This is a genomic window from Paenibacillus jepli (genome assembly GCF_047238105.1).
Classification (GTDB): Bacteria; Bacillota; Bacilli; order Paenibacillales; family Paenibacillaceae; genus Paenibacillus_D.
In genome coordinates, this window is sequence record NZ_JBDFMD010000001.1 from 1,909,669 (window position 1) to 1,930,273 (window position 20,605).

General features: G+C 57.0%; 18 protein-coding genes. 6 read left to right on the forward strand and 12 right to left on the reverse strand.

Features of this window, described 5'->3' with window-relative positions:
- Positions 1-10 precede the first annotated feature (10 nt).
- From rfbD to ABC336_RS08610, 5 genes are all read right to left on the reverse strand, one after another.
- Entirely contained in the window at positions 11-880 is an 870-nt protein-coding gene (gene rfbD, locus ABC336_RS08590; RefSeq protein ID WP_413238263.1) for a dTDP-4-dehydrorhamnose reductase, read from the reverse strand.
- A complete protein-coding gene (rfbC, locus tag ABC336_RS08595; RefSeq protein ID WP_413238264.1) occupies positions 843-1,400 on the reverse strand; it encodes a dTDP-4-dehydrorhamnose 3,5-epimerase in 558 nt (185 codons plus the stop codon). The genes rfbD and rfbC overlap by 38 nt, the downstream gene beginning before the upstream one ends.
- Before the next feature lie 83 nt (positions 1,401-1,483).
- On the reverse strand, positions 1,484-2,185 hold the full coding sequence (locus ABC336_RS08600; RefSeq protein ID WP_413238265.1) for a sugar transferase: 702 nt from the start codon (positions 2,183-2,185) through the stop codon (positions 1,484-1,486).
- Positions 2,182-3,090 carry a UTP--glucose-1-phosphate uridylyltransferase GalU gene (galU, locus tag ABC336_RS08605; protein WP_413238266.1) on the reverse strand — a complete coding sequence of 303 codons (909 nt, stop codon included), beginning with the start codon at positions 3,088-3,090 and terminating at the stop codon, positions 2,182-2,184. The genes ABC336_RS08600 and galU overlap by 4 nt, the downstream gene beginning before the upstream one ends.
- A gap of 276 nt (positions 3,091-3,366) precedes the next feature.
- Positions 3,367-3,804, reverse strand: coding sequence for a PilZ domain-containing protein (locus ABC336_RS08610; RefSeq protein WP_413238267.1), 438 nt, complete (start codon positions 3,802-3,804; stop codon positions 3,367-3,369).
- A gap of 233 nt (positions 3,805-4,037) precedes the next feature.
- Here ABC336_RS08610 and ABC336_RS08615 point away from each other — a divergent pair, with 233 nt between their 5' ends.
- The gene (locus tag ABC336_RS08615; RefSeq protein WP_413242472.1) at positions 4,038-4,406 is read left to right on the forward strand and encodes a helix-turn-helix domain-containing protein; all 369 of its coding nucleotides are present in this window, start codon (positions 4,038-4,040) and stop codon (positions 4,404-4,406) included.
- Positions 4,407-4,440: 34 nt separating this feature from the next.
- Here ABC336_RS08615 and ABC336_RS08620 read toward each other — a convergent pair whose 3' ends face one another.
- Both ABC336_RS08620 and gltB read right to left on the reverse strand, forming a co-directional pair.
- On the reverse strand, positions 4,441-4,587 hold the full coding sequence (locus tag ABC336_RS08620) for a hypothetical protein (RefSeq protein ID WP_413238268.1): 147 nt from the start codon (positions 4,585-4,587) through the stop codon (positions 4,441-4,443).
- A 277-nt stretch (positions 4,588-4,864) separates the two neighbouring features.
- Entirely contained in the window at positions 4,865-9,469 is a 4,605-nt protein-coding gene (gene gltB / locus ABC336_RS08625) for a glutamate synthase large subunit (RefSeq protein WP_413238269.1), read from the reverse strand.
- 765 nt (positions 9,470-10,234) lie between these two features.
- Between gltB and ABC336_RS08630 the strand changes: the two genes are divergently transcribed.
- From ABC336_RS08630 to ABC336_RS08640, 3 genes are all read left to right on the forward strand, one after another.
- On the forward strand, positions 10,235-11,539 hold the full coding sequence (locus tag ABC336_RS08630) for a stalk domain-containing protein (protein ID WP_413238270.1): 1,305 nt from the start codon (positions 10,235-10,237) through the stop codon (positions 11,537-11,539).
- 76 nt (positions 11,540-11,615) lie between these two features.
- Positions 11,616-11,990, forward strand: a complete 375-nt coding sequence (locus ABC336_RS08635) for a Na-translocating system protein MpsC family protein (RefSeq protein ID WP_413238271.1) — start codon at positions 11,616-11,618, stop codon at positions 11,988-11,990.
- A 138-nt stretch (positions 11,991-12,128) separates the two neighbouring features.
- Positions 12,129-13,145 (forward strand): sodium-dependent bicarbonate transport family permease, encoded by a 1,017-nt coding sequence (locus tag ABC336_RS08640; RefSeq protein WP_413238272.1) that lies wholly within the window; start codon positions 12,129-12,131, stop codon positions 13,143-13,145.
- 92 nt (positions 13,146-13,237) lie between these two features.
- Here ABC336_RS08640 and kapB read toward each other — a convergent pair whose 3' ends face one another.
- Complete coding sequence (gene kapB, locus ABC336_RS08645) at positions 13,238-13,624, reverse strand: kinase-associated lipoprotein KapB (protein ID WP_413238273.1); 387 nt, start codon at positions 13,622-13,624, stop codon at positions 13,238-13,240.
- A 170-nt stretch (positions 13,625-13,794) separates the two neighbouring features.
- On the opposite strand from kapB, the gene ABC336_RS08650 reads away from it, so the two are divergent.
- A complete protein-coding gene (locus ABC336_RS08650; RefSeq protein WP_413242473.1) occupies positions 13,795-14,913 on the forward strand; it encodes an MGDG synthase family glycosyltransferase in 1,119 nt (372 codons plus the stop codon).
- Between the two features lie 173 nt (positions 14,914-15,086).
- A complete protein-coding gene (locus ABC336_RS08655; protein WP_413238274.1) occupies positions 15,087-16,502 on the forward strand; it encodes an NAD-dependent malic enzyme in 1,416 nt (471 codons plus the stop codon).
- A gap of 52 nt (positions 16,503-16,554) precedes the next feature.
- Here the strand turns inward: ABC336_RS08655 and ABC336_RS08660 are convergent, their stop codons facing one another.
- The 4 genes from ABC336_RS08660 to ABC336_RS08675 all read right to left on the reverse strand — a co-directional run bounded on the left by ABC336_RS08660 (position 16,555) and on the right by ABC336_RS08675 (position 20,577).
- Positions 16,555-16,962, reverse strand: coding sequence for a RidA family protein (locus ABC336_RS08660; RefSeq protein ID WP_413238275.1), 408 nt, complete (start codon positions 16,960-16,962; stop codon positions 16,555-16,557).
- Positions 16,963-17,194: 232 nt separating this feature from the next.
- The gene (locus ABC336_RS08665) at positions 17,195-18,181 is read right to left on the reverse strand and encodes a C40 family peptidase (protein WP_413238276.1); all 987 of its coding nucleotides are present in this window, start codon (positions 18,179-18,181) and stop codon (positions 17,195-17,197) included.
- 476 nt (positions 18,182-18,657) lie between these two features.
- On the reverse strand, positions 18,658-19,548 hold the full coding sequence (locus tag ABC336_RS08670; protein WP_413238277.1) for a cation diffusion facilitator family transporter: 891 nt from the start codon (positions 19,546-19,548) through the stop codon (positions 18,658-18,660).
- 366 nt (positions 19,549-19,914) lie between these two features.
- On the reverse strand, positions 19,915-20,577 hold the full coding sequence (locus tag ABC336_RS08675; protein WP_413238278.1) for an SGNH/GDSL hydrolase family protein: 663 nt from the start codon (positions 20,575-20,577) through the stop codon (positions 19,915-19,917).
- Positions 20,578-20,605 lie beyond the last annotated feature (28 nt).

Here is a 20,605-nt window from a genome sequence, read left to right on the forward strand (position 1 = left end):
ACTCTCCTAGCTAAGCCAAATAGTCGGTCAGCGCATCCCGCCAGTGCCGCATCGGCGGGAAGCCGCCTGCGGCCAAAGCGCTGTGCGCCAACACTGAATATGCCGGTCTTCTCGCCGCCCTCGGGAACTCGGCCGAGGAGACGGGCTGTATGGACTTGTCGATGCCGCTGAGCTCAAAAATGGCCGCAGCGAACTCATGCCAGGAACAGCTTCCCGCATTAGTCACATGGTATATCCCATACTTTTCGGTAGCGATCAGCCGCAGGATGCACCTGCTGACATCCTCCGTCCAGGTCGGCGAGCCCACCTGGTCATCCACCACCTGGATCGGCATATCGCCTTTGGCGAGCTCAAGCATCGTCTTCACGAAATTGCGCCCGTGGCGGCCATACATCCATGAGGTCCGGATGATGAAATGGCGGGTATGCAGGTTTTGCACATGGGCTTCTCCTGAAGCCTTGGTCTGTCCGTACACATTGATCGGATCGACGGGGGTCGCCTCTTCATAAGGAAGCGTATGCCCGCTGCTGCCGAATACATAATCGGTGCTGATGTAGACCAGCTTGGCCCCAAGTGCTTCCGCAGCTGCTGCCAGATTGCGGGTGCTCTCGCTATTGACCTGCCATGCCGTATCGATAGCCCGCTCCGCTCCGTCCACATCGGTATAGGCGGCAGAGTGCACGATGATATCCGGGCGTCTGCTCTGCAGCCATTCACGGACGGCCTCATGCCTGGTGACATCCAGCGCATCGCGTCCGGGTCCCTCGACGTCATATCCGGCGGCCTGCAGCAGACTTACGAGATCCCTGCCCAGCTGCCCCTCTCCGCCTGTCACCAGCACCTTAAGCATCCAGTACACCTGCAGCCGCAGCCGCTTCAAGCGTGGGCAGCTGTTCGTCCTTCGCCGACAGGATCGGCCGGGCGACCGGCCAGTCGATGCCGAGCGACGGATCGGACCAGAGGATACCGCTGTCCAGGCCCTTGTCGTAAGGCGCATCCACCTTGTAGTACACATGCGTATCCGGCACCAGCGTGCAGAACCCATGGGCGTACCCGGCAGGCACCAGCAGTTGGCGGCCGTTGCTCTCGCTGAGGATGACGCCTACCCAGTGACCATAAGTCGGCGAATCAGGCCGGATATCGACAGCCACGTCATAGATGGCGCCGATGCCGACCCTAACCAGCTTCGTCTGGGCCTTGGGAGCCCGCTGATAATGCAGTCCGCGTATCGTGCCCGCTTCCGCCGAGTATGAATGATTATCCTGGATGAATGAGATCGGCAGGCCATGACGGACAAACGCCTCTGCGTTATAGCATTCTTCGAAATAACCGCGATGATCTCCGTAACGGGCCGTCTCGAGCAACAGCACGTCCTCCATTCCCGTTGGCAAAATGTTCACTTCGTCAGCTCCTCTGTACGCATGATCTTCTTCATATGTATGCCGCTGCAAAAGGATTCTTGCCACCGGGAGGAGGTTAGGTCTCAGTATGCGTCTTTGGCGCCGATCATCACCCGCACCGTACGCAGCATAATCTTCAGGTCATACATCGTGCTGCGCATCCGGATATACTCCATATCAAGGGCGACCATCTCTTGGAAGCTGACCTGGCTGCGGCCGCTTACCTGCCACAATCCGGTGCACCCGGGTACAACCGAAAGCCGGCGTTTTTCAAATGCGGTATAGGCTTCGACCTCGCCAGGCAGCGGCGGCCGGGGTCCGACCAGGCTCATCTCGCCGCGCAGCACGTTCCACAGCTGCGGGAGCTCATCGATACTGGTCCGGCGGATGATGCGGCCGATCCTCGTCACCCGGGGGTCCTCCTTGATCTTGAACATCGCACCCTCTATCTCATTGCGCCCACGCAGCTGCTGGAGCAGCTCATCGGCGTTGCTGACCATGGAGCGCAGTTTGTACATGCGAAAGGGACGCTCATCCTTGCCGATCCGCGTCTGATGGTAGAAGATCCGCCCCCGCGGATCCTCTAATTTGATCAGCAACGCGACAGCAAGGATCAACGGCGACAGTACGAGAAGGCCGATCGCCGCACCCAGAATATCGATGCACCGTTTGATCATGAGGTAAACAGGTTTCTCGAATACCTGAGCCCCTCTAGCGAGCGGGTAATAACGTTCCAGCTCAGATCTGGAAAGCTCCCGATCCTTGGTCGATGTAGGCAGACTCATCTCATCTCACCCCGGACAGATACCAGCTTGTTCAGCAGTTCCTTCTCCAGGATGCTCTCCAGCGCATTCACCAGCGGCGACCGCAGCTCATGGTTGCGGAGTGCGAACTCCAGTGTCGTCAAGATAAAACCCAGCTTCTCTCCCACATCATAGCGGACCCCTTCAAAATCGTAGGCATATACACCGCTGGCTTCATTGAGCTTCTGGATCGCATCGGTCAGTTGGATCTCGCCGCCTGAGCCGGTCTCCTGCAGCTGCAGATAATCGAAGATCTCCGGTGACAGCACATATCGACCCATGATCGCCAGGTTGGAAGGCGCCTGGCCCAGCGGCGGCTTCTCGACAAATTCGCGGACGCGGACCAGCCGGTCGATGGTGCCCATCGGATCGACGATGCCGTAGCGGTTGGTCTGCTCATAGGAGACGGTCTGGACACCGACGACAGAGGCGCCGACTTGTTCGTACTGCTCGATCAATTGCCGGGTGCACGGCACCTGTGACTGGACGATATCGTCGCCCAGCAGTACAGCAAACGGTTCATTACCGATGAAGTTCCTCGCACACCAGACGGCATGGCCGAGGCCTTTGGGCTCTTTTTGACGGATGTAATGGATATCGACAACCGATGATTTTTGAACCTCGCGGAGCAAATCGTGTTTGCCTTTCTCGAGAAGGGTATGCTCCAACTCGAACGCATTGTCGAAATGATCCTCGATCGCCCGTTTTCCCTTGCCGGTCACAATGATGATGTCTTCGATACCGGATTGGATCGCCTCTTCCACGATGTACTGAATAGTCGGCTTGTCGACGATTGGCAGCATTTCCTTTGGCATTGCTTTGGTGGCCGGCAAGAAACGGGTGCCCAGACCGGCAGCGGGAATAATGGCTTTTTTGACTTTTTTCATCAACCATCACCTATCCTGTTCTCTGTTTATTAATGGCACAGCATATTTGATGTTCGGGCATCTAACCCACCCTCGCATCATACCCTCGACGATCTACGTCTAAGGCGTGTAACAGCCCACAGCATGACCGAGTCCCCGCAGTGATAAAGGTGCAGCAGGGGTGACCTTTTTTACGGCAGCATCCCACTTTTTACGCGTTTTGCGTTATAATAGGAGAGATGCAAGTAAGGAATCTGTAATCCAATCGTGTGCCGGGACCGAAGGCGGGATGCTTCCTCAGCGCCGCGACAGGCCGCTTAGTTGCTGATACAAGGAATGGATTTTGGCTTGTGCCGGACTTTGCTGCAGTAACAGCCGGTTCAGCAGGCAAACAATCTGATAATGTAGCGAGGACGAAGGTGCGGGTACATATGCGATGCCATATTCGAAGAAATTGCCCTCCCGCCGCTTCCACCGCACCTGTCCGCGCAGCTCAAGCCGCAAAGGCTCAGCGATATTCAGCTCCAGTGCATAATCCGGACTTACAGGCAGGTCCAATACGGACATAATAGAACATCCGCCGGGACTTGCGTCCAGCACCAGCACCGGTCTCGAGCGGGTTGTCACGGCCTGTCCCCTGATTTCGCAGATGGCGAGATCGGCGTTCAGCGCGGGCGACAACCGGAGCCTCGGCTGCTTGCGTCGTGATGTCTTGGTCTTTGTGCGGATAATCATAGGCCACATCCGTTCGCAAATTTTGGCACAGACTGAATAAACTTGTCGTAAGATGAGAATACTGCTGAAATGTGATACATAACGTATCATTATGAACCTTACTTTACGATACAGAACGTAACAAGTCAAGACCTGTGCGATAGTTTTTTTTATTTTTGCGACTAATTGTATCATTGCATGCAATCGTCGTTTTTACATATTATTATGATGCTAACAGGGTTAGGAGGAACATGATGATAACTGGCAGACGAATCGCTCAGCTTCGCGAGCAGCAGGGGTGGACGCAGGAACAAACTGCGACGCTGCTTGGAATTTCGCGGGCCGCTTTATCACATTACGAGAAAAACCGGCGCGAGCCAGACATGGAGACGCTCTCAAAGTTTGCAGATCTGTTCAAGGTTTCCATTGATTATCTGGTAGGTCGCACAGAGATCTCAGATATGGTATTACATGAAGATACGCGGAGTTTCGTGGACCGGCTGGAGTTGTCCGATGAGGAGATTCTGGAGAAGTTTGATCTGACCATCGACGGACGCAAGCTGACGCCTGATGAATCGCGGCGTTTCATCGCTTTTGTCAGAGCCGAGCGCAACATGAAATAGGAGCCGACCAGCGGCTCCCGTTTTCACCCCCCCTTCAACGGGGGTTTTTATTTTGTTTAGTTGATGGATCGAGCTCTTCCAGCAGTGTTGCCGAACTAATGCCCAATTGCTCCAGGATGACCCTTACGTCCAGTAAAACCGGAGAGTCCTGGGCTTCCTCTTTTTGTTCTTGGTTTCCCATAAGAAGCACTCCCACTCCCCACCTTTATCTATTCTCTTCAGATCAACACTGCTATTATAGCTAAAAACTTACAGGCTTGACTGTCGGATACTCGTTGTCGGATTTCGCTTTTTTGTTCTTATTTTGTCGAATACCGACTTCATCTTTTGATGAAAGCGCTCTAAATTGATCGTCTTGTCGAACGCAGTTGAAACGGCTATCGCCGTAAATATTAAAATAGCGGTGCAGGGATAACCCTGACACCGCCATTGGATAAGCTCTATTTATTGGACCCTGCTTAGTTGCCGCCCACGCGGGCCAGCTCACGCATATTGGCTTCAAATGCGGCCAACAGCGCAGCTTCGCCTTCGAGACCGGATTGCTCCATCTTCTCAATCTGAGCCAGCATCCGCTTGTAGTCTTTCGGGATGACCTTGACAAACTGCTCCAGCGATTGCTCCCAGTCCGCCAGTACTGCTTGCCCGGGCACGCTGCCCGTGTACTCGACATGACGCTCGATCAGGCTGCGCAGCTCGGCGATGTCGCGTTCTTCCTCGACCCGCTCGAGACCAACCATCTCCAGGTTGCAATGCTTGTAGAAGTCGCCTTTGCGATCCAGGACATAGGCGATACCGCCGGACATCCCGGCTGCAAAGTTGCGTCCCGTCTCGCCGAGCACGACGACTCTGCCGCCAGTCATATACTCACAGCCGTGGTCGCCCACGCCTTCGACGACAACCGACACGCCGCTGTTGCGGACGGCGAAGCGTTCGCCCGCGATTCCGCGGATATAGGCTTCACCGCCGGTCGCGCCATAGAACGCGGTATTGCCGATAATCACGTTGTCCTCAGCCGGGAATGTCGCTGCCGGCGAAGGCGCCACGATGATCTTGCCGCCGGACAGCCCTTTGCCCACGTAGTCATTGGAATCACCCTCCAAGGAGAGCGTGATGCCTTTCGGCACGAAGGCACCGAAGCTTTGACCGGCCGAACCGACAAAGTGCAGCTTGATCGTATCTTCCGGCAGTCCAGCCGCTCCATAGCGACGAGTAACCTCGCTGCCGAGGATCGTGCCGACTACCCGGTTCGTGTTGCAGATCTCCAGCGTGCCTGATACTCGCTCGCCGGTCTCCAGCGCAGGCATCGCCAGCGGCAGCAGCTGTTGCATATCCAGCGACTCTTCCAGACCGTGGTTCTGCTGCTGGACATTGTGGCGGACCGCGTCTTTGGTAGTCTCGGACTGGTGCAGCAACGGCGTCAGATCGACGCCTTTGGCTTTGTAAGCGTCGATCAGCTGTTTGGTCTCCAGCTTGTCGACACGGCCGACCATCTCCTCGATGGTACGGAAGCCCAGCTCCGCCATGATCTCGCGCAGCTCCTGTGCGACGAACAGCATGTAATTGACGACGTGCTCCGGATCGCCCATGAACTTCTTGCGCAGCTCCGGATTCTGAGTCGCTACACCAACCGGACAGGTATCCAGCTGGCAGACACGCATCATGACGCAGCCGATGACGACGAGCGGCGCGGTGGAGAAACCGAATTCCTCAGCACCGAGCAGCGCGGCGATCGCCAGGTCGCGGCCGTTCATCATCTTGCCGTCGCACTCGACGACGACACGGTCGCGCAGGTTGTTGAGCATCAGCGTCTGATGGGTCTCCGCAAGGCCGAGCTCCCACGGCATGCCCGCGTGACGCACCGAGTTCATCGGCGAAGCGCCCGTACCGCCGTCGTAGCCGCTGATCAGGATGACATCCGCACGGCCCTTCGCCACGCCTGCAGCAATCGTACCTACGCCTACAGCCGATACGAGCTTGACGTTGATGCGAGCCCGCGGATTGGCATTCTTCAGATCATGGATCAGCTCTGCCAGATCCTCGATCGAATAGATGTCATGATGCGGAGGCGGCGAGATGAGGCCGACGCCAGGCGTCGATCCGCGCACTTCCGCTACCCAAGGATAGACCTTGCGTCCGGGCAGCTGACCGCCTTCGCCGGGCTTCGCACCCTGGGCCATCTTGATCTGAATTTCGTCAGCGTTGACGAGATAGTTACTGGTAACCCCGAAGCGTCCGGATGCTACCTGCTTGATCGCACTACGGCGCAGATCGCCGTTGGCGTCCGGCGTGTAGCGGTCAGGGTCCTCCCCGCCTTCACCGGTGTTGGACTTGCCGCCGATGCGGTTCATCGCGATGGCCAGGCTCTCGTGCGCTTCCTTACTGATCGAACCGAAGGACATCGCACCGGTCTTGAACCGTTTGACGATCGATTCGACCGGCTCGACTTCCTCCAGCGGCACTACGTTGCCGTCCTTCTTGAAGCTGAGGAGGGAACGCAGTGTGTTGTGCTTCTGATCTTCGCCTTGGACAAGAGCCGAATACTTCTTGTACAGGTTGTAGTCGTTGGCACGGGCAGACATCTGCAGCGTATGAATCGTCTGCGGGTTGAACAGATGATCCTCGCCGTCCTTGCGCCACTGGTACTCGCCGCCGGAAGAGAGCTCACGCTCGGTACCTTCCTTGTCGTCATAAGCCAGATGATGCGGCTCCAGCGCCTCCTGGGCGATCACATCCAGACCGATACCGCCAATCCGGGACGGGGTCCAGGTGAAGTATTGATCCACCAGCTCTTCCTTCAGGCCGACAGCCTCGAAGATCTGGGCGCCGCGGTACGATTGGATCGTCGAGATCCCCATCTTGGAGAGAATCTTCACGACGCCTTTGGTTGCGGCCTTGATATAGTTGCGCACGGCTTTGTCGTGCGAGATATTGGTCAGCATGTTCTCGCGGATCATATCGTCGAGCGATTCGAAGGCGAGATAAGGGTTCACTGCGCTCACGCCATAACCGAGCAGCAGCGCGTAGTGATGCACCTCGCGCGGCTCGCCGGACTCCAGCAGGAGACTGACGCGTGTCCGCGTACCTTGACGGATGAGGTGGTGATGCAGTGCCGAGACAGCCAGCAGCGACGGGATCGCCGCATTGTCGCGATCGATGCCGCGGTCGGACAGGATCAGCACATTGTGACCCTTGTCGATGACGCGGTCGGCAGCTTCACACATCTCGGCAAGCGCGGTCCGCAGTCCTTCTTCACCCTGATCCGCAGGGAAGAAGATCGGCAGCGTGATCGATTTGAAGCCCGGACGGCGCACATGGCGCAGTCTCGCGAAGTCCTCATTGGAGAGGATCGGCGAGTCCAGCCGGATGTGACGGCAGCTCTCGGGCTCTGGAGCCAGCAGATTGCGCTCCGAGCCGATCGTCGTACCCGTCGCCGTGATGATCTCTTCACGGATCGCATCGATCGGCGGATTCGTCACCTGGGCGAACAGCTGCTTGAAGTAATTGAACAGGCGCTGCGGCCGCTCCGAGAGGACTGCCAGCGGAGCGTCGTAGCCCATGGAAGCGATCGGCTCGACGCCGCTGCTTGCCATCGGTTCGATAATCTTGCGCAGGTCCTCATAGGTGTAGCCAAATGCCTGCTGGCGGCGCTTGACCGTCGCATGATCCGGTTCCGGCAGCTCAGGCGCTTCGGGCAGGTCCTGCAGTCCGATCAAGTGCTCGCTCAGCCACTCGCGGTAAGGATTCTCCGCCGCAATGGCAGCTTTGACCTCCTCATCAGCGATAATGCGGCCTTCCTGGGTATCCACGAGCAGCATCTTGCCCGGGCGCAGACGATCCTTGTACAGGATGTTCGCCGGATCGACAGGCACCGTGCCTGCCTCGGAACCGAGGATGATGACATCGTCCTTGGTCACATAGTAGCGGGCCGGGCGCAGGCCGTTGCGGTCGAGCGTCGCACCGATCCGGGTACCGTCGGTGAAGCCCATCGCCGCCGGGCCGTCCCACGGCTCCATCAGCGTGCTGTGATATTCGTAGAAAGCTTTCTTGTCGTCGTCCATGCTCTCATGGTTGGACCATGGCTCAGGGATCATCATCATCGCTGCATGCGGCAGCGAGCGTCCCGAGAGATAGAGGAACTCCAGCGTGTTGTCGAACATCGCTGTATCCGAACCGTCAGGATTGATGATCGGTTTGACCTTATCCATATCTTCGCCGAACAGCTCCGACGCGAACAGCGATTGGCGCGCATGCATCCAGTTGACATTGCCGCGGAGCGTGTTGATCTCTCCGTTGTGGATGATGTAGCGGTACGGATGCGCACGCTCCCAGCTCGGAAAGGTGTTGGTACTGAAGCGCGAGTGGACGAGTGCGATCGCGGTCTCGAGCGACTCGTCGTTCAGCTCGATATAGAACGAGCGCACCTGCTCCGTCGTCAGCATGCCTTTGTAGACGATCTTCTTGCTCGAGAGGCTGGGGAAATAGAACATGTCGCCGCCCGCAAGACCAGAGTAGCGGATCGCATGCTCGGCGCGTTTGCGGATGACATAGAGCTTGCGCTCGAAGGGCAGCTCGCCCTCGAGTCCCGCCGCACGGCCGATGAACACCTGGCGCACATAAGGCATCGCAGCCCGGGCGGACTCGCCGAGCTTCTCATCGTTGGTCGGCACGGTCCGCCAGCCGAGCAGTGTCTGCCCTTCCTCGGCGATGATCGCCTCGAGCCGCCGCTCATGCTCGCTGCGCGCCGCTTCGTCTTGCGGGAAGAAGATCATACCTACCGCATAATCGCCTTCTGCCGGCAGCTCTACGCCTGCTCCAGCCATCTCGCCCTTGAAAAAGCCGTGCGGGATCTGGATCAGTATGCCGGCGCCGTCACCGGTATTCGGCTCGCTGCCTTGTCCGCCGCGATGCTCCATATTCTCCAGCACCGTGAGCGCCTGCTGTACGATTGTGTGTGATTTGATGCCTTTAATGTTCGCCACAAACCCCATACCGCAAGCGTCTTTCTCATACTGCGGATCATAAAGGCCTTGCTTAGGCGGCAATCCATAACGTGTATCTTTCATTGTATGCAATGCAACCTTTCTATCAAAAGATTTGATCCAGCCCATCCGAAACTTGCTTGATCGGTCCGCTGCTGGAGTAGTACATATAATAGCAGCTCCTGCTACAGAAGCCGCAAGCTTGCCACCCCGGTGTGCCCGCACCTCAGGGTCGGCACGCGCCCGCGACAAAAATACAAGTGTTCTGACTCTTGTAGGAGTCTCCTAGAATCCTAAGAAATCATAGCGCTCAACCGGCAGAAGCTTAGAATTCATGGCGACACTTGTACTCAGCAACAAAAAGCTTTCACTCCAGCCTGTTTTAACATAGAATAAATCTGTGGGCGCAGGACCTGTCAGTCCCGGCCGTACTGCCGAAGAGAAGACAACAGGGTCACGTGGTTCCTAAGCATGGACTTAAGCATACACGGTGACCACCCCTGACATAATGCAGAAAATCACGAAAAGTTTGTACTATTTACATGGTTTTCGTCTTGCGCGGGGGCATTCTGTTCACATCTCGACGCAGCATGACAGCTGGTTTGCGCGTTTTTGGTATTACATTATTTTATCATTACGCCAAAACGATATCAATTTAATATTTTTATAATCTTGATAAGATTGTTTAAACCCCGCGGCCGGCCAAGACGAAAACTGCCCCTGATTTACAATTGGCTTCGCTCCGTGATCAAAAGCGGGCTTTTTGAGCTTCTTCTTACATAAAATGGTGTTCAAAAAGGTCGTTTTTCAGCACCGAGATAGTACAAATTATATCAGAAGGATGTGGACATGTTGTATAGCAACATAAGGAAACTGGGCAAAATCTCTGCCGCCATCTTGCTCTCATGTACCTTTGTCATCGGTGCTCTGCCTGCCTCGGGAGCCGCAGCTGCCGCGAATGCCGCCCCGCCGTCTGCAGCGGCTCAATCATCCGCCGTCCATGAGCCGTACCGGATCGTCGCCATCGGCGACTCCCTCACCGCCGGTTACGAGCTCGGCTTCACGGAGGATTCCAAGCCTTACGGTTATGTTGAGCGTATCTACGAGCAGGCGCTGTTCCGCGGCCGCACCGAGGTGGCCAACTACGGAATCCTCGGACTGCGTACGGAAGGCCTCGACGCCTGGCTAGCAGCCGCCAGAGACGGCCGTGAGATCACGCCGGCAGAGATCGCAGGCGCGGCCGTCGATCCGCGTGCGGACGCGATCGTCAAGAGCACGGCTCAGCTGGGCCGGGATCTGCAGCAGGCCGATCTTGTAGTCATCACGATCGGCGCCAACAACTTCACTGAGCTGATGGATCAAATGAACCAGAGCCGGGAGGCGATCGACAGCTGGCGTACAGCAGCACTGGATGCGTACGAGGCTTCCCTGGAGTCTGCGGTCCGCACCTTGCTGGAGATCCGGCCGGAGGCCAGCATCGTCGTCTCCGACTTTTACTCGCCGGTGCCCAACCTGCCGATCGCAGGGATCACAGCGGCTCAGTATCAGCTGTTCCAGGACACCATCGGATTGATCAAGGAGCGGTTAGCGTCCGTCGTCCAGCGTTTTGAAACAGCCGGCAGCGACGTCAGAGCAGCCTACAGCGCAGACGCCTTCGTGGGCAAAGAAGCCAGCATGACCTACATCATACGCCGCGACATCCACCCGAACCAGACGGGCTATGCCGCCATCGGCGGCGCCTTCGCCCTCTCCATCTGGGGAGATGAACGGCAGGTCGCCCCGCGCGCCGAAGGCGTGAGCATCTCGGTTGTTGTAGACGGCAGCGAGATGCTCACGGTTAACCGGCCGGTATTGAAGCAAGACCGCACATACTTGGCTATCAAGGATATTGCCGATGCGATGAAGGCAACTACGGTCTGGGACGCCAAGGCCAAGACGGCGACGATCCGCTCCGGCAGCCGGGAAGTGGTGCTGCAGATCGATTCGGCAGTGATGCACGTGAACGGTCAGCCGGTCGCCATCGACACGCCGGCCTATCTGCAGCCGATGAATGGCGAGATGAAGACGTATGTGCCTCTGGCCGTGCTTGCGGACGGTCTGGGGTTCCAGGTTGTGTACAGCGCCAACACAAAGACGGCATTCATCAATCGATAATCGAAATGTATAATTGGGATTGACAAAAGCGCAATTCCGAGATAAATTATCATGTAGTACAAAATAAGGGGTTGCCATGAAGACAAAAGGTAAGATAGAAGCTGAGATCAGCATGGCGCTCACGCAATGGGAGAAGGACTTCCTGGGCCGCGGTTCCGTCATCGTGAAAGCCGACATTCTCCGTAATATGGTCGTTGTCGTGCTGAAGGGTGTCTTAACACCAGCAGAGAAGCTCTTGTCCGAGCAGAAGAATGGCATGTTGTCTGTCAAGCGCATTCGTTCCGATCTTGTCGAGGCGGGGCGCAAGGATTTGGGTGACATGATCGGGAGCATTACAGAAGAGCGCGTGGTCTCCTTCCACACGGATCTTTCCACGCAGACCGGCGAACGCGTCATGGTGTTTATGCTTGAGCGCAATCTTGAGGAGCGGCTTACGTCCAAAACCAAATAACCGCCAGTAGATCGGCAGAGGGTCCAATGGACCGGCTGCTTTCGATAAACCGGCAATAATCTCAATGTTCAAGGGAATTCTCACTTGCATTGCGATTGTTGCCGGTTTTTGTTTGTCCTAATTTTGAAGGAGGAATGAATGATGTTGGAAATGCTCTATACGAATATGTTGTCTCCCGCTGTCCTGTTGTTTGTGCTTGGTCTGGTCGCCGCGCTCGCAAAGTCGGACCTGGCTTTCCCCAAGGGATTAAGTGATACCCTCAGTATTTATCTGCTGCTTGCCATTGGCTTTAAGGGAGGGATTGGCTTGTCGGCCTATCCGGTCTCGGAGCTCGTGCGCCCCATGTGGGCCGGACTGATGCTGGGAATGATCATCCCGCTGCTCGTCATCGGATATTTCCGGCTGCGGGGACTTGATAAATACAACACAGTGGCGCTAGCAGCAACCTATGGATCCGTGAGCATCGTTACGTATGGTGCAGGTGTTGACTTTGTCGAAGGCCTGGGGCTCAGCTTCGAGGGGTACATGAACGCGATCGTCGCACTGATGGAGGTGCCAGCGATATTGGTGTCCCTGATCATGCTTAAGGCGTGGAAGAGCGCAGGTGCCGCACGCAAGCCGTCCACAGCGGCTACTCTACAGTCCCGGTGGCTGCCTCTCCCCCAGCTTCCTTGGGCGTCCGTTCACGAAGCGCTGCTTAGCAAGAGCGTGCTGCTTCTCATCGGCGGGCTGGCGATTGGCTGGATTTGCGGCGAGGAAGCCCTTCCTGTTGTCGGCCCGCTCTTCATCGATATGTACCGCGGCTTCCTCCTCTTGTTCTTGCTCGGCATGGGGCTCGTGTGCGGCGCGAAGCTGAAGGAGCTTCGCCGCGAGCAGCTGTCGCTCCTGCCTTTCGCGCTGCTTGCCCCCGTCCTCTTCGGCTCGCTTGGCGTGTGGGTCGGTTCGATCATCGACCTGTCGATCGGCGGCGCTGTGCTGCTCGGCGTGCTTGCGGGCAGCGCTTCGTATATCGCGGCACCAGCCGCCCTGCGCGCATCTGTACCGGAGGCGTCGCCTTCGATCTATCTGACACTTGCACTGGGCATCACCTTTCCCTTCAATCTGTCGGTCGGGATTCCCCTCTTCTATGCGGTCGCGCAGCTACTGTACGGATAAGTGCCGAACGCCGTGTGCTTACGAAGTCGGTTTTGCTTTGCATAACTTTTAGGTGACGCCGTTTCACCTGGTCTGGCGGTGAGTGCGGCGCGCTACTTGTACTCCCGCCGCAAACCGTCCAGCTGCTGCAGACCGCGCTCGGCCCAGCGCTTCAGCTTGTCCAGCATCTCGATCTCCGCTTGCAGCGCCAGCTCCAGCGACGCCTTGTAGTCCGGCACATCGCCCGCATGCGGCTGGATGTCCCGCAGCGGCACCAGCGCCTTCTCGGTGTAGCTGAGCGCACGGCGTTCGTGGAACATCGGGACGTCGGGGTTGTACGGATGATGCAGGTCTCCCTGATCGGGATGCTTGAGCACCGCCAGCACCTTGACTACGGCGCGGGGCGAGCCCGGTTCCACCAGTTCTCCGACATAGACACCGCTTTTATAATTCATCTTGACGATGGTTCCGCTTGTCAGTTCCTGTCCTGATTCCTTCATCTCAGCACTCCCCCATGTCGAATCATGTTGTATCGTCCATCTTACCAACATGATGGTTTACTTATCCTTTAGGATAATTTAATGTAGTAGAAAGGCGCAAGTGCTATTTCTGAACTTGTCTTGGCTGCTTTCAAGTCGTAATATGGTAATTAGGAAAAGTAGGTGAGATGATGCGGAAGAAAAGAGTACTTCTGCTCTCCGAAGGGTTCGGCTCCGGACATACCCAAGCTGCATACGCGCTTGCTATGGGACTGAAGCAGCTCTCCCCGGGCATTCAGGCCCGCGTGATTGAATTGGGCAAATTTCTCAATCCGATCGTCGGCCCCTGGATCATGTCTGCGTACCGCAAGACGGTCAGCAAGCAGCCAAAGCTTGTCGGCATGATGTATCGCACGCAGTACCACAAATCGCTGAACCGCTTTGCCCAGCTTGCGCTGCATCGCGTTTTTTATACCCAGACCTCCCAGCTCATCACCCAATTGAAGCCCGATCTCATCGTCTGCACCCACCCGGTGCCCAATGCGGTCGTCGCCCGGCTCAAGCGGCTTGGACTGGATGTACCGCTATATACGCTGATTACAGACTACGATGCCCACGGCACCTGGACCAGCCCGGAAGTGAACAAGTACCTGGTCTCGACGCCGCTCGTAAAGAAGAAGCTGATGACACACGGCATCCCGCCGGGGCGGATCGAAGTAACCGGCATTCCCGTGCATCCCAAGTTCTGGACATCGTATGATAAACCGGCCATTCAGCAGGAATTCCAGCTCAAGAGCATGCCGACGGTACTGATCATGGGCGGAGGCTGGGGAATGCTCAGCGATAACAACCACATCATGGAATATATGACCCAGTGGAGGGAAACCATACAACTGATCTTCTGCGTCGGCAATAACGAGAAAGTGCAGGAGAAATTGCTGGCTGATCCCAGCTTCCAGCACCCCAACATCAAGATTCTCGGATTTACCAACGATGTCAGCAAGCTGATGGATGTCTCCGATCTGCTCATCACCAAGCCGGGCGGCATGACCTGCACGGAAGGACTGAGCAAGGGCATCCCGATGCTGTTCTACGAGCCGATCCCCGGTCAGGAGGAGGAGAACTGCGAGTACTTCATCCAGCACGGCTTCGGCGAGATGCTCAGCTCGACCGAGACGATCGACAAATGGTTCACCATGATCAAGGAGCCTTATGCGGCTTCCCGCTTCCGGCACACCCTGATCAACAAGCGCAATCAGCAGTACAGCCCGACCAAATGCTCTCAAGCCGTCCTGGCGATGATGCAGTAAGCCCTTGCGGCCTTCCGTCCCGCTTATCGCCTTGCGCGGGCTGAGATATACACCCTAGAGAACGACCGTCGCTTGCATGTCAAGACGGCGGTTTATTATTTTCTCTGCAGCAACCTGCTTATGCGTGTAGGCCACTGGTGTAATAATAGAAGAAACAAAACGGAGGGACTGCTATGAACGGCAAATCGCTTGACGGAAAAACGATCATCCTGCGGCTGGAACTGGACACCAAACTGGCCAACTTTAGTCGCGCCGCTTCGGCGATCGAGGGGGCGGGCGGAGACGTCGTCGCCATCGACGTGATCCAGACGGGACGGGAGCGGACGATCCGGGACTTGACCGTCAAGGTCGAGGCGGCCTCGATGACGAATCGGATCGCTGCGGCGCTTGGCGAGCTGCCCGGCATCCGGCTGGTCAATGTATCCGACCGCACCTTCCTTCTCCATCTGGGCGGCAAAATCGCCATCGCGCCCAAGTCACCCATCCAGAACCGCGACGATCTCTCACGCGTCTATACGCCTGAGGTCGCCCGTGTCTGCACCGCCATCCACGAGGATCCGTCCAAAGCTTTCACCCTTACGGTCAAGCGCAACATGGTTGCTGTCGTCTCGGATGGCAGCGCCGTCCTTGGGCTGGGCAACATCGGACCGTATGCAGCCATGCCCGTGATGGAGGGCAAGGCGATGCTGTTCAAGCAATTTGCAGAGGTCGATGCTTTCCCTATCTGCCTCGACACGCAAGATACAGAGAGCATCATCGCATCAGTCAAAGCGATCGCGCCCGCCTTCGGCGGCATCAATCTGGAGGACATCGCCGCGCCCCGCTGCTTCGAGATCGAACGCAGACTGCGCGAGGAGCTCGATATCCCGGTCTTCCATGACGATCAGCACGGTACCGCTGTCGTCCTGTATGCCGGGCTGATCAATGCGCTCAAGCTGGTCGGCAAGTCGATAAGCGACGTGCGCATCGTCGTCTGCGGCATCGGAGCCGCCGGCACCGCCTGTACGAAGATGCTGCTCGCCGGTGGGGCCCGGCATGTGCTGGGGGTCGACCGCGAAGGCATCCTGACGGCCGACCGCACCTACGCGCACCCGATGTGGCAATGGTATGCCGAGCATACCAATCCGGATCGGCTGCAGGGCGGTCTTGCCGAGGCGCTGCAGCAGGCGGATGTATTCATCGGCGTCTCCGCCGGGGGCATCCTGACCCGCGAGCATATCCGTTCGATGGCCGAGCAGCCGATCGTCTTCGCCATGGCCAACCCGGAGCCCGAGATCCGGCCGGAGCTGGCGGAGGACCTCGTCGCCGTGTTCGCCACCGGGCGGTCCGACTATCCCAACCAGATCAACAATGTCCTCTGCTTCCCCGGCATCTTCCGCGGAGCGCTCGACTGCCGGGCCAGCGAGATCAACGAGCCGATGAAGCTCGCAGCCGCCGAGGCGATCGCGGCCGTCATCGAACCCGAAGAACTGGGGCCGCATTACATCATCCCCAGCGTCTTCAACCAGCGCGTTGTCGAAGAAGTCAGAAGACGGGTCATCCAGGCGGCCCTCCAGAGCGGCGTCGCACGCAAAGAGCCGCGGGAATAACCCCGCGGCTCACGAGCGGGATACAGATCTCCCGACACGAATTGATGATTCCCTATTGGTGATCCGTCTCTAGTCTGGCCGCCCACCACTCGATCTCGACCTTCAGCTCCGGCAGGCCCAGTGCCGTCAGATACCCCACTGTCATCGACGGATAGCTCGTTCCGAACAACGCGCCCCACTGCTCGTACAAGTAGGTCCAATCCAACTCTTCGGTAGCCCAGATATTGACCTTGATGACGTCCTCGGCACGCAGCTGCTGCGACTGCAGCAGCGCCTCGATGTTGCGGAACGTGCCCGCGATCTGATCCTGGATCGACTCAGGGATGCTGCCGTCGGCTGCAGTGCCGACCTGTCCCGAGCTCACATAGAGCTCGGCTCCCCTGGGGATCCTCGTCAGATGGCTGTAGTTGCCTACAGGGGGGCTAACGCCCGCCGGATTCATTCGTAATATACCGCTCATTCTCCAATCACCTTCACTTTTCAAATAGTGCTATTTTCTCCTCACCCATAGACAGACTGCTCCCGTCTGCCGGATGCTAGAAAAAAACAGCCGTGGAGTATCCGTAGCCGGACGCGAGCGACGCAAGCCAATTTTTCTTCATGGCGGATACTCCCCTCTCCTAGTAAAGTGATCGTGTTGGATCTATAAACTTATCCTAAAGTTTGGATGCTTGTCTGTCAACAAGTTCCGGCTACAGCGCCGAACCGCCGAAGAGGAAACGATGCTCCCAATGTCTGCCGGCAATACTGTCGGTGCGCACGCCTCCGGACTCTTTGGAGTACGTATGCAGGATCTGGCCATTGCCCAGGTAGATGCCGACATGCGTGATCGTCGCTGTAGATTTGTTAATCCCGCTGTACGACGATGCGCTTGTCCCTTTGTAACTCATGAAGAACATCAGATCGCCACGCTTGAGATTGCGCCAGTTGGATTTGGCATTGCCTTTGTTTTTGACATAGGCGCCCTGACCTCTGGAATCTGCCGGCAAGGTAATGCCCAGCCCGTTCAAGAATGCCCGTCTGACAAAGTCCGAGCAGTCAAAGGTTGCCGTGCTGCTGCGATTGGAGCCATATTGATACGGAGTGCCTAGGAATCGCATGCCTGCTGTGATGGCCCGCTCGGCGCTTCCGTTCTGCGAAGTGCCGCCGCTGGCCGGGGGCTGCGCTGCGCTTCCGCCGACCCGGATATACTTGGCCTGGCTGCTGACATACCCCGTCCTGCCGCTGGAGTCGCGTACATGGTACCAATAGGAGTTCGGCTGACTCAGGATCGTTACCGTCTCGCCTTTGCCGATATATCGGATGCGGGACGCGCCGGTAGACGGGCCTGTCCGGAATGAGACGGAAGATACGATCGTTCCCGTACCGCTTCCCGTGCCGCTTCCCGTACTTCCGGAGCCGCCGGAGGATGCGGTTATGTATTGCGAGCTGGAGGACACATAGCCTGTCGTGCCGCCTGCGTCGCGGACCCGGTACCAGTAAGAGTTGGGCTGGCCCAGAACCGTCAGCCGTTCTCCGGCCTTCAGATAACGTTTAACATGGGAAGAAGTGTTGGGCTGGTCACGGAAACTGACAGACTTTTTGACTTGAATGGTCGCTGCGGCCTCCGCACGCTCTGTGACGGGCAGGAGCGGCATCAGCAGGGTCAGGACTATAACAATGAGCAAGGATTTTTTCAAAAAATTCAACCTCCATCATGGATTATCGGGATGCGTGTCTGTCCTCCTCTCATCCGAATGCTGTCTCCATTCTAGAGCCATCCTGTTTGCCTCTGCATCCTCCAGCAGGCCCAATTGCCCCGCTGACCGGATGCCCCCTTCACCAAGTTGGAAACCGGGGGAAAAAGATGAATAATTTCTCATCAAAATTATTGAAACCGCTTTCAAACCAAGGTTAGCCAATTATTTTGCCAAATGAATGAAATATAATTGGAAAAATCAAGGGCGACCAAAAATAGGACCAGCGATGCAGGGAATCGCTGGTCCCTTCTAGGACCCGGAATAAATTGGCAGGTTAAACAAAGCGGCTCCGTGGGTATAAAGCGCGCTTTAATCTGCTGGTTTCTGTCTGTTCTGCTAGATTAGACGATAATTTTGAGCGCAAAGTTTCATTCATTTTCTGGGATTTATGATCATTGCATACAGACATTCTAACACTACGAGGGCGCGGCTCCCATGAATGGCTCTACATGCACATGAATATGGATAATATCATGCATGCGCTTCATCCTCTTCTCGACCTCGTCGCAGATGCGGTGGCTCTCGATCAATGTGAGCGACGGGTCGACCAGGATGATGACATCGACCAATACATTACTGCCATGGATGCGCGCTTTGATATCCTTGATCTCGCGCACCCCCTTGATGGCGGCTACATCGCTCTGCATCGATTGAAGCTTCGCTTCATCAAACCCGTCAGTCAATGCATGGGTCGCGCTGTAGAAGATCTCCCATGCCGTCTTGCAGATGATCAGTCCGACTGCCAGCGCCGCTACCGGATCCAGCCACGGCAGACCGAGGCGCGCGCCCATGATGCCGATGGCCGCACCGATACTGACCAGGGCATCCGACAGATTATCCTTGGCGGCAGCCATCAGCGCCTGGCTCTTGATCCGCGTCGCCAGGCGCCGATTGTACGAATATACGCCAAACATCGCCACGGATGAAGCGACCGCCACCCAGAACGTCAGCATGGCCGGCGCCTCATGCGTACCCGCGAACAGACTCCGCACCGTTCCGATCAGTACCTGCAAGCCGATCATCGCCATAATAAAAGAGGCCACGAGCGCCGCGATCGTCTCTGCGCGGAAGTGTCCGTACGGATGGTCTTTGTCCGGCGGTTTTTGCGAGATCCGCAGGCCGATGAGGACGGCGACGGAGGCGACGATATCCGAGGCGTTGTTGAGCCCGTCAGCCATCAGGGCTTCGGATAAAAACAAATAACCGATCGTCAGCTTCAACGCCGCTAAGACAATATAACTGAAGATACTGAGCCAAGCGCCCCGTTCCCCTTGTCTGATGTTGTCATACGTTTCCAGCTCAGCCACCTCCAGAGTTGCTTCCAATAGGGGTATCTTACCCGAAGTTTCCCTTGTGGGTCTAGAGAAACAGTGTTGACCCGGTGCGCTAAATGATGCCCTGCTGCAACATGTTTGCGAGGGTTCAACTAGCCTGTCCCCTCTATGTCTACCAGTCTGCCCATCCTGGCACGCAGTCAGACTATATCGATGGCGCAGCATCACCAATAGACAAGCTCTCACCAGTCTATGCATCGCGGCAGTCCGGCGTTTGGGCGTACTAGAAATATATTCTCTTTGCGTGCCGCAGGAGCAGCGGCCGCGACTTGCAGACGCGGCAAAAGGGAGGGTACCATAAGGTCCCTCCCCCAGGCAAAAGCCTTGGCTTGCTCGTATCTACCGTTTGAAGAAAATATCCAATTCGCTTTTATTGACGGCGATCAGCCATTCCTCGGCGATAATATCATGACCGGCGGCTGTCGGGTGGACGCCGTCCCATAGCCAGTATGCCGCGTCTGCGCGCTGCGCGGCCTTATCGTAAGCCCCCTGCAGCGGCACGAAGACAGCGCCGTATTCCTCTGCCAGTCCCTGCAGGATCTCGCTATAGCGCCGCAGCATGTCCTGCCATCCGTCCCAGCGTTCGCTGGTTGCGGAACCGGGCAGTGCAAACGGCTCACACAGCACCAGAGCAGACGCTGGCAGCACCTCCCGGGTCTCCTCCAGCAGATGGCGGTAGACACGCTCGAAGCGGTCGGTCACACCGGTTGGCAGATTGTTCATGATGCGCCAGATATCGTTGATGCCGATCAGGATGCTGAGCAGATCCGGCCTCAGGCTGATAGCGTCTTCATTCATACGCGCATAGAGATCGGAGACACGGTTGCCGCTGATGCCCCGGTTGAGGAACAACGGCTGCTGTTCGGCATACAGGCTGCCGAGCTTGCTGGCGATCAGATTCGGATAGCCTTGCCCCAGCACATGATTCTGGTCCTCGCCCCGTCCTCGTCCGCAATCCGTGATGGAATCTCCGGTAAACAATATCGTCGTAGCCTGGCCCATGCCAACATCTCTCCCTTTTTCCAATTGG